The organism is Clostridium sp. (assembly GCF_030532265.1).
Classification (GTDB): Bacteria; Bacillota; Clostridia; order Clostridiales; family Clostridiaceae; genus Clostridium.
The window spans coordinates 1-18804 of record NZ_JAUNLM010000039.1 but is presented as its reverse complement, the minus strand read 5'-3'; the positions used below and the strand labels follow the sequence as shown (position 1 = coordinate 18804).

The 18804-nt window shown below is 26.6% G+C and carries 16 protein-coding genes, 1 tRNA gene and 2 riboswitches; of the genes, 12 read left to right on the top strand and 5 right to left on the bottom strand.

What is annotated here, in order from left to right; translation table 11 throughout:
* Positions 1 to 31: 31 nt before the first annotated feature.
* The 8 genes from Q4E08_RS08860 (at position 32) to Q4E08_RS08825 (ending at position 9376) form a co-directional block, all read left to right on the top strand.
* Complete coding sequence (locus tag Q4E08_RS08860) at positions 32 to 739, top strand: Crp/Fnr family transcriptional regulator (protein ID WP_303130281.1); 708 nt, start codon at positions 32 to 34, stop codon at positions 737 to 739.
* Positions 740 to 861: 122 nt separating this feature from the next.
* Positions 862 to 1008 carry a hypothetical protein gene (locus Q4E08_RS08855; protein ID WP_303130271.1) on the top strand — a complete coding sequence of 49 codons (147 nt, stop codon included), beginning with the start codon at positions 862 to 864 and terminating at the stop codon, positions 1006 to 1008.
* A gap of 202 nt (positions 1009 to 1210) precedes the next feature.
* Positions 1211 to 2863, top strand: a complete 1653-nt coding sequence (gene hcp / locus Q4E08_RS08850; protein ID WP_303130269.1) for a hydroxylamine reductase — start codon at positions 1211 to 1213, stop codon at positions 2861 to 2863.
* A gap of 63 nt (positions 2864 to 2926) precedes the next feature.
* A riboswitch (Fluoride riboswitch) is annotated at positions 2927 to 2989 on the top strand.
* Between the two features lie 77 nt (positions 2990 to 3066).
* Positions 3067 to 3453 carry a fluoride efflux transporter CrcB gene (crcB, locus tag Q4E08_RS08845; protein WP_303130267.1) on the top strand — a complete coding sequence of 129 codons (387 nt, stop codon included), beginning with the start codon at positions 3067 to 3069 and terminating at the stop codon, positions 3451 to 3453.
* A gap of 26 nt (positions 3454 to 3479) precedes the next feature.
* Positions 3480 to 3812 carry a DUF190 domain-containing protein gene (locus Q4E08_RS08840; RefSeq protein ID WP_303130266.1) on the top strand — a complete coding sequence of 111 codons (333 nt, stop codon included), beginning with the start codon at positions 3480 to 3482 and terminating at the stop codon, positions 3810 to 3812.
* 205 nt (positions 3813 to 4017) lie between these two features.
* Positions 4018 to 6807 carry a sigma 54-interacting transcriptional regulator gene (locus Q4E08_RS08835; protein ID WP_287565454.1) on the top strand — a complete coding sequence of 930 codons (2790 nt, stop codon included), beginning with the start codon at positions 4018 to 4020 and terminating at the stop codon, positions 6805 to 6807.
* Positions 6808 to 7177: 370 nt separating this feature from the next.
* Positions 7178 to 7669: a mannose/fructose/sorbose PTS transporter subunit IIB gene (locus Q4E08_RS08830; RefSeq protein ID WP_287565452.1), complete on the top strand. Its 492-nt coding sequence runs from the start codon at positions 7178 to 7180 to the stop codon at positions 7667 to 7669.
* 177 nt (positions 7670 to 7846) lie between these two features.
* Positions 7847 to 7948, top strand: a riboswitch (purine riboswitch).
* Between the two features lie 24 nt (positions 7949 to 7972).
* Positions 7973 to 9376, top strand: coding sequence for an NAD(P)/FAD-dependent oxidoreductase (locus tag Q4E08_RS08825; RefSeq protein ID WP_303130262.1), 1404 nt, complete (start codon positions 7973 to 7975; stop codon positions 9374 to 9376).
* 48 nt (positions 9377 to 9424) lie between these two features.
* On the opposite strand, the gene msrA is transcribed toward Q4E08_RS08825, so the two are convergent.
* Positions 9425 to 9898, bottom strand: coding sequence for a peptide-methionine (S)-S-oxide reductase MsrA (msrA, locus tag Q4E08_RS08820; protein ID WP_303130260.1), 474 nt, complete (start codon positions 9896 to 9898; stop codon positions 9425 to 9427).
* 148 nt (positions 9899 to 10046) lie between these two features.
* Between msrA and Q4E08_RS08815 the strand changes: the two genes are divergently transcribed.
* Positions 10047 to 11558 carry a YfcC family protein gene (locus Q4E08_RS08815; RefSeq protein WP_303130259.1) on the top strand — a complete coding sequence of 504 codons (1512 nt, stop codon included), beginning with the start codon at positions 10047 to 10049 and terminating at the stop codon, positions 11556 to 11558.
* 73 nt (positions 11559 to 11631) lie between these two features.
* Here Q4E08_RS08815 and Q4E08_RS08810 read toward each other — a convergent pair whose 3' ends face one another.
* From Q4E08_RS08810 to Q4E08_RS08795, 4 genes are all read right to left on the bottom strand, one after another.
* Positions 11632 to 12480 (bottom strand): DMT family transporter, encoded by an 849-nt coding sequence (locus tag Q4E08_RS08810; protein ID WP_303130278.1) that lies wholly within the window; start codon positions 12478 to 12480, stop codon positions 11632 to 11634.
* A gap of 14 nt (positions 12481 to 12494) precedes the next feature.
* Complete coding sequence (locus tag Q4E08_RS08805) at positions 12495 to 13220, bottom strand: ATP-binding protein (protein ID WP_303130277.1); 726 nt, start codon at positions 13218 to 13220, stop codon at positions 12495 to 12497.
* Between the two features lie 515 nt (positions 13221 to 13735).
* Positions 13736 to 14575, bottom strand: coding sequence for a hypothetical protein (locus Q4E08_RS08800; protein WP_303130257.1), 840 nt, complete (start codon positions 14573 to 14575; stop codon positions 13736 to 13738).
* Between the two features lie 144 nt (positions 14576 to 14719).
* The gene (locus Q4E08_RS08795; protein WP_303130254.1) at positions 14720 to 15448 is read right to left on the bottom strand and encodes a 1-acyl-sn-glycerol-3-phosphate acyltransferase; all 729 of its coding nucleotides are present in this window, start codon (positions 15446 to 15448) and stop codon (positions 14720 to 14722) included.
* 185 nt (positions 15449 to 15633) lie between these two features.
* Between Q4E08_RS08795 and Q4E08_RS08790 the strand changes: the two genes are divergently transcribed.
* The 3 genes from Q4E08_RS08790 (at position 15634) to Q4E08_RS08780 (ending at position 18803) form a co-directional block, all read left to right on the top strand.
* On the top strand, positions 15634 to 16134 hold the full coding sequence (locus tag Q4E08_RS08790) for an alpha/beta hydrolase (RefSeq protein ID WP_303130253.1): 501 nt from the start codon (positions 15634 to 15636) through the stop codon (positions 16132 to 16134).
* 131 nt (positions 16135 to 16265) lie between these two features.
* On the top strand, positions 16266 to 18635 hold the full coding sequence (locus Q4E08_RS08785; RefSeq protein WP_303130252.1) for a cation-translocating P-type ATPase: 2370 nt from the start codon (positions 16266 to 16268) through the stop codon (positions 18633 to 18635).
* A 93-nt stretch (positions 18636 to 18728) separates the two neighbouring features.
* Positions 18729 to 18803: transfer RNA gene (locus Q4E08_RS08780), tRNA-Arg, on the top strand.
* The last annotated feature ends 1 nt before the right edge of the window (position 18804 follow it).

Genomic DNA, 18804 nt, shown 5'->3' with positions numbered 1-18804 from the left:
ATACTTTATTAATTTAAGAAAGAAGGACGCTATGAAAAATCTATGTAAATATAATAAAGAAATAAGTTTTATTTGTGCTAAAAATATATCTATATTTTCTGATTTATCAGATTATGAAATAAAAAAAATAATTAAATTATTAAATAAAAAAGAATATATAAAAGGTGATGTTCTTTGTATAGAGGGTAAAGTTTGTGAAAGTTTATTTTTTATTATAAGTGGACAAATAAAAATTTCAAAAATGACAACAGATGGTAAAGAACAAATAATATATGTGCTAAATCAAGGAGATTTTTTTGGTGAAACAAATCTTTTTAATAATATAATAAGTGATTTTACAGCAACAGTTATTAAAAACTCTAAAATATTTATTTTGTCAAAAGAAAATTTAGAAAATATTATAAGGAAAGATGTAAGTATAGCTATTAAAATTTTAAGATCTTTAACAAAAAAGTTATCAGAAACAGAAAATTTGGTTAAATTACTTGCAACAAAAGACATTGATTCAAGAATAGCAAATATGCTTGTTCAGTTAATAAATAAATATGGAGAAAAAATTGATAATAAGATTATTATTGAGTTACCTTTAGGAAGAGAAGATATGGCAAATTATTGTGGTGTTACTAGGGAAACTATAAGTAGAAAATTATCAAAGTTTGAATATAAGAATATAATTGAAATTGAGGGGAATAAAAAAATAATAATAAAAGATATTAATAGATTGAAAGATATTCAGTAAACTATCAAAATAATTAAAATTTTATAGGCAATATAATAATATAAATTTAAAAAATAAATTTTATATTATTATATTGCTTTTTATTTTTATGAGAATATTTTTATAAGAAATTATATAAAGCATTGTTTAAAAGTAAATATTTTAATTTTTATATAAATGATTTAAGTAATTTTAGAATATTAAAATGTAGATTCTTAAAAAGTATAAGAAGATTTGAAATGAAAAGAAAAGAAGAATTATTTAAAGTTAGTAATAATGATATTCATTAAAAATATTTTTTTCTTGTAACTAATGTTACAGAATAAAAAAAATCTGAGTAGTATACTCAATATTGTCAGAGAGATAGAAAAAATTAATTATATAATTTGTATATTTTAAAAAGAAAAAAGAAAAAATAAATATCATCTATAAAATAATTTTTTAAAATCAATATTAAATATAAAACAATTAAGATAAATAGGAGGAAATAATATGTCAATGTTTTGTTTTCAATGCCAAGAAACAGCAGGCTGTAAGGGATGTACAATAAGAGGGGTTTGTGGAAAAACTGAAGATGTAGCAAAGATTCAAGATCTTTTAGTTTATGTAACAAAAGGACTAGCTACAGTAGCTCATGAAGGAAGAAAAGTTGGAATTGTAAGTAATGAAATAAATAAATACATAGTTGAAAACTTATTTATAACAATAACTAATGCTAACTTTGATTTTAAAGCTATTGAAAAAAGAGTTAAAGAAACCTTATCTTTAAGAGATGAATTAAAAGAAAAAGTACAAGCGGCAGGCGGAAATCCAGTAGGAGATGATTTCTATGGTTGTGCAACTTGGAAAGAAGAAACTGAAGAAAAAATGATGGAAAAAGCATCAAGAGTTGGAGTATTATCAACTGAAAATGAAGATATAAGAAGTTTAAGAGAACTTATAATTTATGGTTTAAAAGGTATGTCAGCATATATGAAACATGCTATGAACTTAGGTTATGATAAAGAAGAAATTCACGAATTTATGGCAAGAGCTTTAGTTCAAACTTTAAATGATAGTTTAACAGTTGATGAATTAACAGCTTTAGCTTTAGAAACAGGTAAATTTGGTGTTGATGGGATGGCACTTTTAGATGCAGCGAATACAGGAACTTATGGACATCCTGAAGTAACTAAAGTTGATATTGGAGTTAGAAAAAATCCTGGTATATTAATTTCAGGACATGATTTAAAAGATTTAGAAATGTTACTTGAGCAAACACAAGGAACAGGAGTAGATGTATATACTCACGGTGAAATGCTTGCTGGGCAATACTATCCAGAATTTAAAAAGTATGAAAATTTTGCAGGAAACTATGGAAATGCTTGGTGGTTACAAAACAAAGAGTTTGCATCATTTAATGGACCAATTCTTATGACTACTAACTGTATTACACCAGTTCAAGATTCATATAGAGATAGAATATTTACAACAGGTGCAGTTGGATATGAAGGTTGCAAACATATAGAAGCTGATGAGAATGGATATAAAGATTTCTCAACAATTATAGAATTAGCTAAAAAATGTGAAGCTCCAACAGAAATAGAAAAGGGAGAAATAGTTGGGGGATTTGCTCATAATCAAGTTTTAGCATTAGCTGACCAAGTAGTTGATGCAGTTAAATCAGGTGCTATAAAGAGATTCTTTGTAATGGCAGGATGTGATGGTAGAGCAAAATCAAGAAATTACTATACAGAATTTGCACAAAAGTTACCAAAAGATGCTGTAATATTAACTGCTGGTTGTGCAAAATATAAATATAATAAGTTACCACTTGGAGATATAAATGGAATTCCAAGAGTATTAGATGCTGGACAATGTAATGATTCATATTCATTAGTTGTAATAGCACTTAAACTTGCAGAAGTATTTGGATTAGATGATGTGAATGAATTACCAATAAGCTACAATATAGCATGGTATGAACAAAAAGCTGTAATAGTATTATTATCATTATTACATTTAGGAGTTAAAAACATCCATTTAGGACCAACATTACCTGCATTCCTTTCACCAAATGTAGCTAAAGTTTTAGTTGAAAACTTTGGAATAGGTGGAATAACAAATGTAGAAGATGATATGAAGATGTTTTACGGAGAAGAGTAGTATTAACAGAAACTTAAATTGAAATAATAGTTGATAGACAATATAATATAATTATATTTAGATGTAATTATAGGTTATGGAGTTAACCTTTAACCGCTTTAATTAGCTAATGACTCCTACAGATTAGGGATTCTTATATATATCTGTAGGGGCATTAGCTTTTTTGTTGGTTATAATAAATATAGTAGAATGAGGTGAATAAAATGCAAAAGATTCAACTTATATTTATAGTTGGTTGTGGAGGATTTATAGGCGCAGCTCTTAGATATTTAATATCAATAAATGCTGCAAAAATATTTGGTCCAAATTTCCCGTATGGTACTTTAATAGCAAATATTTTAGGTGCAATTATAATAGGACTTGTGATGCGACTTAGCTTAGATACAGCCATAATATCCCCTAATATTAAATTATTTTTAACAACAGGTATGATGGGTGGTCTTACAACTTTCTCAACATTTTCATATGAAACAGTTAGTATGTTAAATTCAGGAGAATATATGTTAGGCGTATTAAATTTAGGGTTAAATATTGTATTTAGTTTTATTGGAGTTGCTATAGGAATGTCTATTGCTAAGTTATTAGTATAAGTTTGGATTAAAAGGAGTGTGCTAGGATGAAAGAAATAAGTACTGGTAAATTAATAAAAATTTTCATTCAAGGAGATGATAAATATAAAGGAGAGCCACTTTATACAGCAATTATTGATAAGCTTAAAGAGAGTGGAGTATCAGGTGCAACAATAATAAGAGGAATTGAAGGTTTTGGTGAAGATAAAAAAATTCATTCAGACTTTTTAGAAGTTCTTTCAAGAAAACTACCAATAGTTATAGAGATTGTTGCAAGAGAGGATAAGGTAGAAAAAATATTAGAAATAGCTTCTTCTATGATAAAGACTGGAAAGATAGCAATAATAGATAATGTTGAAGTTATCAATTTTAAAAAATAGATTATTTAAAACTATATTAAAGCTTAAAATTTATTTATATAAATTAAGTTTTAATATAGTTTTTTATATATTTTTTATATAATATAAAGACAAGTTGTTAACAAATCGTTAAAATATTAGTATAGTAGTCAATTAAATTGAAATAGAAGTATTGTAAGGTTTACAATCACAGTATATGAATTTATAAGAAAGGTGGACTATAAATTTGAAGAGAATAGAAAAGGTTTATAATTACTTAAATAAGGTTTGTTCAAGTTATTCAAGAGAGAACTTAGATAAGTGTATGGGGGTAAGTGCTCAGGAAATTGGTAATGAACTTGGAATACTTAGAAATAACGTAAGTAAAGAACTTAATGATCTTTGTAGAGATAAGAGAGCAATTAAAATTAAATGTAGACCTGTAAGATATTTTGACAGAAAAATATTTGAAGAATTATTTAATGTAATACTTTCGAATGAAGTGACAGAAATAGAAGACATAGAATCATTAATAAAACCAATAGAAGAAACAAAAGAAAAGTCTCCTTTTGATTATTTAATAGGAAGTGATACTAGTTTAAAAACACAAGTAGAACAAGCTAAAGCTGCAATTATGTATCCACCAAATGGGTTACATACTTTAATAGTAGGGCCAACGGGAGTAGGAAAAAGTTTATTTGCAAACATAATGTATAGTTATGCAAAATATATTGGAAAGTTAGATGAAAATTCTCCTTTTATAGTATTTAACTGTGCAGATTATTATAATAATCCACAACTTCTTTTATCATATATATTTGGACATGTTAAAGGTGCATTTACTGGAGCAGATTCTGATAAAGAGGGTATTGTTGAAAAAGCTAATGGAGGTATATTATTTTTAGATGAAATACATAGATTACCACCAGAAGGTCAGGAAATGATATTTTATTTTATGGATACAGGAACATTTAATAAATTAGGTGAAACAGAAAGAAAAAGAAAAGCAAATGTATTAATTATTGGTGCTACGACTGAAGATCCAAACTCAGCGTTACTTAGCACTTTTGTTAGAAGAATACCTATAACAATTAGAATTCCTAGTTTTGAAGAAAGATCAGTTGCAGATAAAATAGATATTATAAAACATCTTTTCCATAATGAAGCTGTAAGGGTGAATAAACCAATAAAAATATCAGTAGAAGCTATTAAGGCTCTTATAGGAAGTACTACTTTTGGTAACATAGGACAATTAAAATCAAATATACAATTACTATGTGCTAAGGGATTTTTAAACAGTATTAATGGGGAAAACTATATTGATATAAATTTAAAAATGATGCCAAATAATATTCAAAGTGGACTTCTTGGAATAAGTTCAGGAATGAAAGAAAAAGAAGAGATAATAAATTTAGTTTCATCTGAATTAGTTATAAATCCAGATAAAAATGCAATATTATTAGAAGGCGAAAGTAATTATGATCCGCCATTTAATCTTTATAAGATAATAGAAGATAAAGCCTCAATTTTAAGAGAAGAAGGTATGGATGAAGAGGCTATAAATAAATTTATAACTACAGATATAACAGTACATATAAAATGTTTTTATGATAGGATCAAAAATGATAAATATTCAAGAGAAGGTTTATTAAAAATTGTTGATGAAAAAATAATAAATTTCTCTCAAGAAATTAAAGCCTTAGCTGAAGAAAGGCTTGGAAGAAATTACAATGATAGATTTTTATATGCAATAAGCTTACATATGAGTGCTTTTTTCAATAGATTAAATCAACATATAGAACCAGATTATGAAGAAATGCAAGATATAATAAAAGAATATCCTAAAGAATATAAAGTTGCAGAAGAAATATGTAAAAAAGCTGAAAAATATTTTAATACACAAATTCCAAAAGGTGAGGCTATATACATAACAATATTATTAACATCAATAGAAGATAATGATACAAATAAAAAGGTTGGAGTAGTTGTTGCAACACATGGAAGTAGTACTGCAAGTAGTATGGTTAATGTAGCTGTTAAATTATTTGATAGTGATAATATAGTGGCAGTTGATATGCCTCTTGAGATAAGCCCTAAGGAAACCTTAGAATTTGTTACTCAGAAGGTAAAACAAATAGATAGAGGAAGAGGTGTAATGCTTCTTGTTGATATGGGTTCATTAAATAGTTTTGGTAATATAATATATGAGGAAACTGGTATAAAAATAAGAACACTTGATATGGTATCAACACCTACTGTATTAGAAGCTGCTAGAAAATCATCATTAAATGATGTTGATTTAGAAGGGTTATATCAATACTTAAAAGAATTTAAGGGATACAGCATTAATAAAAAAGAAAATGATAGTACAAGTAGAAATAAGGGCGTAATAATAACAGTATGCTCTAGTGGAAAAGGAGCTGCAATTAAACTTAAAGAATTAGTTGTTGATATAGTAAAGAATATATCAGATGAAAATGTTGAGGTTATACCAATAGGAATTAAAAACTGTAAAGAAAAGATAAAAGAAATAAGAAAAAATAATAAGGTTTTATCAATAGTAGGAAGTATAGATCCAAAGCTTAATATACCGTTTATATCTCTTGAAAGTCTTATATCAGGTAAGGGCGAAAAAATTATAGAAAGAATATTCAAGGGTGAAAGCTTATTATTAGATGATGAAATACAAGAAGATATTGTATTAAGTAATCTTTGTTATGATAGCTTAAAAGAAACAATGACATATTTAAACCCTGATAAAATAAATAATTTATTGCTAGAATTTACAAATATATTAGAAGAAATAACACATAGAGATTTTACAAATTCTATGAAGGTTAGAATAGTACTTCATACAGCCTGTGCTTTAGAAAGAGTATTAACTAATGATCAACTTAAATATTCATATGATAAAGAAAATCTTGATGAAAGTATAGTTAATGGAATAAAACAAGCAACATATATGTTTAAGGAAACTTTAAATTTGCAGCTAAGTGATGATGAAATATATTATTTAGCAGAAATACTTTTACTATAGTATTAAAATTTATACGAATTATTAAAAAGTATATTAATATACAATTAAAAGAGTATCAAAAATAAAATAAATTGTATTAATAAAAATTTTTAAAACTTATCTCCTATAAAGTAATTAATAATTTATAGTTAAAATTAATTATTTAATACACAACCTTGGCATGAAAATTGCCTTTTAAATATAAGATATGTAAATTATAACTAAAGAAAAGAGGGATAGGTATGATTCGTGTTATTTTAGGAAAGGATGAAAATTTTTCAAAATACGATTTTTTAAAAGTTTAAAAAGATTACTTAACATAAAAACTGTGAATATGAAATTTAAGGTTGATTATATAAATAATACAAAAGTGGCTGGAGGATGATTTATAATGAAAATAGTTTTAGCAAGAATAGATGATAGATTAATACACGGTCAAGTAGCTACGGTTTGGAGTAAGGAAACTGGATGTCAAAGTATAATAGTTTGTAATGATGAAGTTGCAAACAATGAAATTAGAAAGACATTATTAACACAAGTTGCACCTCCTGGAGTAAGATCATATGTTTTGGGCATAGATAAAGCAATAAAAGTTTATAATAATTCTAAACACATTAAGGATAAAGTTTTATTACTTTTTACAAATCCAACAGATGTAGTAAAAATGATAGAACAAGGTGTTGATATTAAGAGTGTAAATATCGGTGGAATGTCGTTTAAAAAAGGAAAGAAACAAATAAAAAATGCAGTTTCAGTAGATAATGTTGATGTTGAGGCATTTAAAAATTTAAATGACAGAGGAATTGAATTAGAAATAAGAAAAGTTCCTTCAGATTCGAAACAATATATTATGCCATTAATTGAAAAATTACAATTTAAATAGAAATATGGAGTTGCTTTAAAAGCAACTCTTTTTTATTTATATAGATTAATTAATGAGAAAAGAAATAATATTTTAAATATACGAATGATGTTTTTGTATAAAAAAATAAAATTCGTAAAAATACTTGATTTTAATATTGATATAGATTACAATTCAGATGTAAGGATTAAATATATTAAAAATCCGAATATTAAGTCCTATATAAATCTCTAATATGGTGAGATGTTTCTACCAAGCTACCGTAAAGAGCTATTGGCTATAGGAAAACAATATATTTCTTTAATTATGGAGGGAAGTAGTTTTATGAAGTATGATGTGGTTATAGTTGGAGCAGGTCCTGCAGGGATATTTACTGCTTTAGAACTAAATAAAAGGGAACATAATAAAAAAATATTATTGATAGAAGCAGGTAGAAGTATAGATAAAAGAAGTTGTCCTAAAGAAAAAACTAATAAGTGTGTTTCATGTAAGCCTTATTGTCATATAACAACAGGTTTTTCTGGAGCAGGAGCATTTTCAGATGGAAAACTATCACTAAATTATGAGGTTGGAGGAGATTTACCTGAGCTTATAGGGGGCAATTTAGTTCAGAAATATATAGATTATACTGATAAAATATATTTAGAATTTGGGGCAGATAATAAAGTAGAAGGTGTAAATAATCCAGAGGGAATTAAAAAAATAAGAAAAAAGGCAATAGAGGGAAATTTAAAGCTTGTTGATTGTCCTATAAGACATTTAGGAACGGAAAAAGCACAAAAGATATATTTAAGATTACAAGAATATTTAATTAAAAATGAAATTGAAATTAGATTTGATACACAAGTTAAAAATCTAATTATAGAGTCAGGAAAAATTAAAGGGGTTAATGTAACTGATTCTTTAACTAAGAAAAAAGATGAAAATATATTTGCAGATAGGGTTGTTGTTGCAACAGGAAGAAAGGGTGCTGATTGGCTTAAAGATATGTGTATAGAGCATAAAATAAACCATAAGGCTGGCACAGTAGATATTGGGGTTCGTGTTGAACTTAGAAATGAAGTAATGGAAGAGGTAAATGAGGTTCTTTATGAATCAAAGCTTATAGGATATCCAGCACCATTTAAGGACAAGGTTAGAACATTCTGTCAAAATCCAGGAGGTTTTGTATCACAAGAAAATTACGATAATAATTTAGCTATAGTTAATGGACATTCCTATAAAGATAAAAAATCAAATAATACAAATCTTGCAATACTTAGTTCACATAATTTTGAAGAACCATTTAATCAACCAATTGAATATGGGAAAAAGGTTGCTGAACTTGTAAATATGCTAGGTAATGGAAGTATATTAGTTCAAAGATATGGAGATATATTAGCAGGAAAGAGAACTTGGCCAAATGAATTAGATAGATCAAATGTAAAGTATACACTACCAGATGCGGTTGCAGGTGACTTAACATCAGCTATACCATATAGAACAATGACTAATATAATTAATTTTATAGAGTCATTAAATGTTGTAGTTCCAGGCTTTGCAAGTGAGGAAACATTACTTTATGGACCGGAGATAAAATTTTATAGTAATAAGGTAATAATTGATGAAAACTTTGAGACAAATATTAAGGGGCTTCACTGTCTAGGAGATTCTAGTGGTTGGACTAGAGGTCTTATGATGGCTTCAGCTATGGGTGTAATTATGGGTGAAAAATTATCTAGACTATAAAATGTTTATATTAAAAAGGCATATACAATAAATTGTATATGCCTTTTTTTAATCTAATTTTATATGGCAATATCCATTTGGGTTTTTCTTTAAATAATTTTGATGATAATCTTCAGCTTTATAATAATTTCTTAATGGTTTAACTTCAGTAACTATGGTTTTAGAATATTTAGTTTGTTCTTCTTTTTTTATTGATTGAATTATTGGAATATCTTTTTCATCTAAATAATATATGCCAGTTCTATATTGACTACCAACATCATTTCCTTGTCTATTTAATGAAGTTGGATTTATTATAGTAAAAAATTTTTTAAGAAGATTTTGTAGTGATAAAGTATTTTCATCATATGTAACCTTACAAACTTCAGCAAAGTAAGTATTTTTATAACATACATCTTCATATGTTGGATTTAATGTATTTCCATTTGCATAACCAACCTCTGTTTTTATTACACCATTTATTCTAGATAAAAACTCCTCAACACCCCAAAAACAACCACCAGCTAATACAATTTCTTTCATAAAAATACCTCCTAAATCTTTAATAATTATTCAAATATTTGTGCATAAACATTCTGAATGTTATTTGTTTGTTCATTAGTTATAAACAAATTTTTGATATAATTGTTAAAAAATATATTATTTATTATTATACAAAGGAGGAGATGTTATGACAAAGCAAAAGAAAAAGTTAAGCTTCCCTACAGCCTTTACAGTTTTATTTATAGTTTTAATAATTTCAGCTATCTTAACTTATATAGTTCCAGCTGGATCTTATGCAAAACTAACATATAATAAGGATGATAATAATTTCAGCGTTACTATGCCAAATGGAGATGCACATTCAGAACCGGCAACTCAAGAAACATTAAGTAAACTAGGAATAAAAATAAGTATAGATAAATTTAAAGATGAAAGTATTAATAAGCCTATTGCTATTCCAGGCACATATGAAAGGGTTCAACAAAAACCACAGGGAATTAAAGAAATAGTTGAGGCACCAATACAAGGTACTTATGATACTGTTGATATTATACTATTTGTGCTAGTTATAGGAGGAATTATTGGTATATTAAATGCTACAGGTGCTTTTAATGCAGGTATAGCAAGTCTTTCAAAGGCCACTAAAGGAAAAGAATACTTACTTATAATATTATTTACTATATTAATATCAGCTGGTGGTACTACCTTTGGAATGGCAGAAGAGACTATAGCTCTTTACCCAATATTAATACCAGTATTTTTAGCAGCAGGTTACGATGCACTTGTTTGTATTGCTAGTATATATATGGGGTCATCAATTGGTACAATGTTCTCAACAGTAAATCCTTTTTCATCTGTAATAGCTTCAAATGCAGCAGGTATTAATTTTACAGAGGGATTAAATTTTAGATTTACAGGACTTATAATAGCAACAATAATAACTATAGTTTATATTGTTAGATATGCAAATAATGTAAAAAAAGATCCTACTAAGTCAATTATATATGATCAAAAAGCAGAAATAGAAGCTAAATATTTAAAAGAAGATGATGAAAATGTCCCTGAATTTACTTTTAGATTAAAATTAATGCTTATAATATTTGCATTATCTTTTGTGGTTATGATATATGGAGTTTCAGCTAAACATTGGGGATTTATAGAAATGACAGCTTTATTTTTAGTTGTTTCTATAATACTTGGATTTATATCAACATTAAGTGAAAAAGAATTTGTAGATAATTTTATATCTGGAGCAGGAGATCTTGTTGGAGTTGCACTTATAATTGGAGTTGCTAGATCTATAAATTTGGTTCTTGAAAATGGTCAAATTTCAGATACTTTACTTAACTTCTTCTCAAATGGAGTTAAGGGTATGAATGGATCTATATTTATAATATTAATGCTTATAATATTTATTATATTAGGATTCTTTATCCCATCATCATCAGGACTTGCAGTTCTTGCTATACCTATTATGGCACCACTTGCAGATACTGTAGGACTTCCAAGAGATGCAATAGTAAGTTCATATCAATTTGGTCAAGGACTTATAGCATTTATTACACCAACTGGGCTTATACTTGCAACATTAGCTATGGTAGATGTTACGTATAATAAATGGCTTAAGTTTATAATGCCATTGATGATTATTATAGCTGTATTTGCATCAGCATTATTGTTAGTACAAATTCACTTTTAGAGAAATATAATTATATAAAATCTATATTATTTATAAAAAACTCTCATACAAATAGCGTTGTATGAGAGTTTTTTTATGAGGTTTTTTTAGCTAATATATTAAAAAATGATGAAATTATTATTATTAAGTAACCTATTATTGATAAAATATCTGGTATTTCACTAAATAATATAAATCCATAAGCAGCAGCTATTATAAGGCCTGCATAATCAAACATAGATATTTCAGATGCAGGAGCATTTCTATAAGCTAAGGTTAGAAAAACTTGTCCTAATATAAAACAAATTCCTGCAAGTATCATATATAAAATATTATTTTTAGTAAAACCTGAATTATTAATAAACATAAATGGAAAACATACTATTGTTGCAATACCTGTAAATGAAAGAATAACAGTAAAGAAATCTTCTTTATCTCCAATAACTCTAATCATAGTGTAAGCAAGTCCAGCAGTTGCTGCAGCAATTATACCCATTAATGAAGGGATTATTGAAGAACTAAAATGTGGTTTTATTACAAATAAGCTACCACTAAAAGCTAAAATAAGTAAAAATAATTGTTTAGCAGTAATTTTTTCTTTAAGATAAAGAAAAGAAAAAATTATAGCAAAAAATGGACTTAATTTATTTAACATAGTAGCATCAGATAATAATAAATAATCTAGTGAAAAATAAAATGCGCATATTGATATAGTACCCATAATTCCTCTTAAAAAAAGATATTTTCTATTTTCTTTATTTCCTAAAAATGATGCTTTCCTTTTGCTAATAATTATACACACAACTATAGTTGCAACAGCATTAGTTATGAATGTTTTTTGGTAAGGGGTTATGCCAGAAGCTAGTTTACCAAACATATTCATAGTAGTAAAAAAGAAGGAAGCTAACAACATAAATAGAATAGCTTTTCCTTTATTATTAATTGATTTATACAATATTACATCCTCCTAATTTCATTTTTATCCCATATAAACAATTGTTCAGAGTTATTTAATGCACTAAATAAACTTTTTTTAAGTCCAGGGATATCTTTGTTCATATTTCTTATAAGATTTTTTAAATCTTCTCTTTTAGTTTTACCATCAGCTGGACAAGGATTAGTTATAACAGGATAATTATATTCACGAACAGCCTTTTTTATCATAGATTCTTCTATATAAACCATAGGTCTTATAAGAGTTACATCATATTTCTCCATAGTGCTTTTTGGGGAAAAACAATTAATTCTTCCTTCGTAAAATATAGAAAGCATAAAAGTTTCGAGTGCATCATCTTTATGATGTCCAAGAGCTATTTTATTGCAGCCTAGGCGTCTAGCATTATCATTTAAAGCGCCACGTCTTAAATTAGCACATAAAGAGCAAGGGTTTTTCTCTTTTCTTATATCAAATACAATTTCAGCTATATTAGTTTTTATCTCATGAAATTCAATACCTAAAGATTTGCAAAGCTCATGAAGCGGAGCGTTATCAACATTTCCAGGATTTAATGTTATAGCTATTAAATCAAACTTTTCAGGAGAAAATCTTTGATAGTTTTTCAATATATGCAATAAAGTTAAACTATCTTTCCCTCCAGAAAGACCAACAGCAATTTTATCTCCATTTTGAATAAGTTCAAAATCATTAATAGCTTGTCTAGTTTTACTTAAAAGCTTTTGCATAGTCATAAAATATACCACCTTTTATTAAAATATTAAAACAACTTCTATATTGTACAGCAATTAATAAGAAAAGTTAAGTAAATAACATAGATGAAGAAATAAATAAAACACAGGGAGAAAGATTTTAAAATAGAGGGACATATGTTTATTAAACAGATGGATAAAAATAATATTAAATTTGTAAAAATACAATGAAAAACTAATAAAAATGAAGAAATTAAGAAAGTGAAAAAAATATTTAAATGTAATAAATTTACATTTTAAAAACTTGTTATTTTTTAATATTGATATTGACTTTCTTTAATCTTTATGAAAATTAAATACATATATTCAAATTAAATCTATATTTTATATTATATAACAAATTTTATTTAAATTGGATAATATATAATGTGTTTATAAAGATTTATATTCAATTTGATAAGTGATACTTTAATTATTAAATATAAGAAATATGAGAAAAGTAAATATAGATATTAATAAAAAAATAGTATCGACATTGTCGATACTATTTTCTAGCGTTTACTACATTTAAAGAAAACTCCGTCTTGTAAATATATTAGATATCCATTTTGAATATAAAGTTCATCAAAGTCACTATTTGGATCAGTTGAACTTGTAATATCTAATGCTGTAATAGGACCTTCATTAAGCCCAGTTCCTTTAAGAGAGTCCATTTTATAACCTCTGCAAAAGTCCTTTTCGGATAATTTTGTTATTAAATATTTTGGTTTATCAATTTTAACATTAAATGCATTATTAACATATTTATTTTTAGAAATAACTAATGTTTTATTTAACGGACTTGTATTGTTTGTTGAATATAAAGTGTGACCAATTACCTTATCTATTGACCATGTTCCGTAATAAGGGGACATAGTATCTTGAGTAGATTCATTATTCTTAGTTTTTTCTTTTACTCTATTTTCAACAACTTTATTGTCGCTTGGAGTATTTTTATGATCTTGTTTAACAGATTCTTTTTTAGAAGTTAATTTATCATTAGTTTCTTTATTAGAAGTATTATTATTTAATTTATTATTTTTTGACTCATTATTTTCTGTATTTTTTTCGTTAGTTGTAGTAGAAGTATCATTTGAGTTATTTAAATCTGTTTCAGATTTATCATTAATTGAATCTTTATTTATAGATTCATGTTTATTTGATTCTTCTTTATTTGTAGTTTTATCATCAGGCTTACTTTCATCTACAACAGTTTGATTATCGCTTTTAGGAGATTCTTCTTCTACTTGAGTAGTTGAATTATTCTGATTTAGTTGATTTGAACCTTTATTGCAACCTGATACTACAAATACATTACCTAAAATAAGTAAACCTATAAGAATTTTTTTCATAAAAAATTACACCTCCATCTTAATTTTTTTATGAACATACGAATAAGTTATAGTATATATGATAAATATGAAAAATTTAACAAAAAAATTGTGAACAATATAATAAAATATTAATAAAAAAGATGGATTAATAAGTCCATCTTTTTATTGTTGTGCTTTTGGTAGGTCAGATACTACGATATTTCTAACTGTAGTATGTAATTCACTTATTTCTTCTTTTGATAATTTAGTTGTATCAATAGGTTTATGAATATATATTTCTACCGGGCAAGCTTTTATTTTTCCTCCATTTGCTTCTAAAAGTTTATATGAACCATTAATTGTAAATGGAATTATTTTAACTTTTGATTTTAGTGCTAATTTAAAGCTTCCAGCCTTAAATTCAGCAACAGGTTTCCCTTTACTTCTAGTACCTTCAGGAAAGATTACCATTGAATATCCAGATTTTAAAGTTTGGATACCTTGAACTATTGCTTCTGCAGATTTTCTTATATTACTTCTGTCCATAAATACACATCTTATATATTTCATCCACATACTTATGCCTGGCCATTTTTCTAGTTCTTTTTTTGCAATAAATCCTTTAGGAACTTTAATACTACTCATTATAAGTGGAATATCAAAATTGCTTTGATGATTTCCAACAAATAAAACAGCTTCATCTTTAGGAATATTCTCTTCTCCAAAGACTTTAACCTTAGCTCCACTAAGCCACATAACATATTTTGCCCAAAAAGAAGTTATTTTAAATATAGCTTCAGTTCTTTCTTTATCTTTACCTTTATGCTCTAAATATTTTATTTTAATTAAAGCTAAAGGTGCAATAATTAAGCTAAGTATTATTCCAGGATAGAAAAGTATTGTTCTTAGCATAATATCCATCCTCTCTTGAATTTTTCATTTATAAGAAATAAATCCCATAAGAGAAGTATATTATAATTCTTAAAACTTTTAAAGGACTAAAGATTTTTTTATGTATATATTTAAAAATATAGATAATAAAATAGAGAGTTTATAAATTTATTGGTAATAATATAAATAAGATAGGAGAGATATATATGAAAAAATTAAAGAGCTTTCTTATAATAAATATTATTATTTTTTTATTTTTAGGAATTTTCATATGTTTAAAAATAAGTTATTCACAATCAGATAGATTATATTTAGAAAATTTTGTGGATAAAAGATTTGTATCTGTTAGTAACTTTAATAATGGAGTGGTTTTAACTCCTAAAAATAGAAATGGGCTTATAGGATACATAATATATCCTAAAAATAATAAGGATATAAATTCTTACATACCTAGAATGAGTAAACTTTCAGAACGTGGATTTAATGTTTATATAATAAAAAATCCAATTTATATGAGTTTTGATAAAAATAAAGTAGTAAGTAGAGTAATGAATTTAGATAATAGTATTCAAAAATGGATAGTAACAGGTGAATTAGATGGTGAGGTTTATGCAAAGAAGTTTTATAATAAATGTAAAGATAATGGAATTTTAAATATTAGTTTTTATAAGTATGATAAATTAAATGAAATTTTAAAAGAATTATAGTAATAATAAAAAACTTTATATTAGTATTTAAGGATAAGTTTATTATATATTCTTAAAAATTTAAGATTAAATTAAGATTAGTAAATTAAACTAATTGTATATAAAATACAACTTAATAAAGGAGTTATATAATGGAATGTAAGAGAGTTGAAGATAAAGTGGAGTATGAAGATATACAAGGATTAACAGATGAAGAAGTACAAAAAAGAGTTTTAAATGGTGATGTAAATAAACTGCCAAAAGCTCCATCAAAAACATTTTTGCAAATTTTAAGATCGAACTTTTTTACTATGTTTAATGCTTTAAATCTAGTTCTTGCAGTAGCTGTAATAATTGCAGGTTCACCTAAAAATGCTATATTTGCAGGAGTAATAATTGTAAATAGTTTAATTGGTGTTATACAAGAGGTTAAAGCAAAAAATATAATTGAAAAATTATCGGTTATAAGTGAAGCAAATTGTATGGCAATTAGAAATGGAAAAATTAAAAAAATAGGTATAGAAGATATAGTAAAGGATGATATTATATACATAAAAACTGGGGATCAAATACTTGCAGATGGTATAGTATATAAAGGTAACGAACTAGAAGTTGATGAATCAATGCTTACTGGTGAATCAGATCCAATACATAAAAGATGTAATAGTAAACTTTTATCAGGAAGCTTTGTAGTTGCAGGTGATGGTTATATGAAGGTAACTAAAGTTGGATCAAATACATATTCATCAAAGCTTGCAGATGAAGCTAGAAAGTTTAAAATAACAAATTCAGAACTTCAAAATTCATTAAATAAAATACTTAAGGTACTTTTAATATTAATAATACCTATTGGTATATTACTTGCAACAACTCAACTTATATTTATAAAGTCAAGTTGGCAAGATGCTGTTATAGGTACTGTATCAGGTATTATAGGAATGGTTCCAGAAGGTTTAGTACTTTTAACAAGTGCAACGTTTATAGTTGCTATAATAAAGCTTTCTCAGTATGACACACTAGTTCAAGAGCTTTCAGCAACAGAAGTTCTTGCAAGAGTTGATGTATTATGTGTAGATAAAACAGGAACAATTACAGAAGGAGCTTTAAAGCTTATAGATGTAAAAAATGTATCAAATTATGATAATAAATATATAGATGATATTTTAGCTTCTATTTCACATAACCTTCCTAGTAAAAATCCAACTCAACAAGCTATATTGGATAAATATAAAGAAGATTCAAATGTTGAAATAGTAGAAAAAGTACCTTTCTCATCAAAGAGAAAATGGGGTGGGATAGTTACAAAAGATATAGGAACTTGGGTATTTGGAGCTCCTGAAATTGTAATGGGAGATAAATATTCAAATGTTAAAAAGCAAGTTGAAGATGAAGCTAAAAAAGGTAGAAGAGTCTTAATTTTAGCGGAATCAAATATTAAAACATTGAAGAATGAAAAATTATCAGATATAAATGAGGTAGCTATAGTTCTTATTGAAGATATAATAAGAGAAGATGCTCCAGAAACTTTAAGATTTTTTAAGGAAGAAGGAGTAAAAGTAAAGGTTATATCAGGAGATAACCCAGTTACAGTTTCTGCAGTAGCTAAAAGAGCTGGTGTAGAAGGTGCAGAGAATTATATAGATGCAAGAGATTTACCGGATAATATGGAAGATCTTAAAAATGAAGTTGAAAAATATAGTGTGTTTGGAAGAGTTACACCTCATCAAAAGAAAGCTTTAGTAATTGCTCTTCAAGAAAATGAGCATACTGTAGCTATGACGGGTGATGGTGTTAATGATGTATTAGCACTTAAAGAAGCGGATTGTGGAATTGCAATGGCAAATGGTTCAGATGCAGCAAAAGCTGTATCGCAATTAGTTCTTATGAAGTCAAATTTTAGTGCACTTCCAAAGGTTGTAGCTGAGGGAAGACAACAAATAAATAATTTAGAAAGAGTTGCTCAGTTGTTCTTAACAAAGACAACTTATTCAATAATTTTGGCTGTTGTGTTCTCAATATTACTTTTACCATTTCCAATACAACCTATACAACTTTCACTTATTGGAAGTTGTGCAATAGGAATACCAGCATTATTTTTAGCAATGCTTCCAAATAAAGAAAGAGTGAAAAAAGGTTTCTTAGGGAGAATATTAACTGCTAGTATTCCAAATGGTGTGCTTATAGCAATATTTGTATCCTCTACTTTTGTAATATCCTATAAATATGGAGGCGCATCACTTGAGCTTGCAAGAACACTTTCAGTGCTTATGCTTGCAGGAGTAAGTCTTGTAATATTATTTAAAGTAGCATTACCTATAACACCATTTAAGGTTCTTCTTGTAACGTTAATGATGGGAATAATACTTCTTGGATTTATTACTCCAATAGGAAGAGAAATATTTACACTTACAAGAATACCACCAATGGAATGGTTAGTGTCAGCAGGGGCAATTGCTTTATCAGTACCTATACTAGCAACTGTTGTGACATTATTAAGAAGAAAGAAGAATGTTGAACAATAATAAAGATAGCATATGCTATCTTTATTTATTTTGTAAAAAAATTACTTTTTTAATTGACATATTTATGTTACTATAATAAAATTTAAATAGTAAGCTCCCATAGTTTAATGGATAGAACAATCCCCTCCTAAGGGATAGATACAGGTTCGATTCCTGTTGGGAGTGCCAC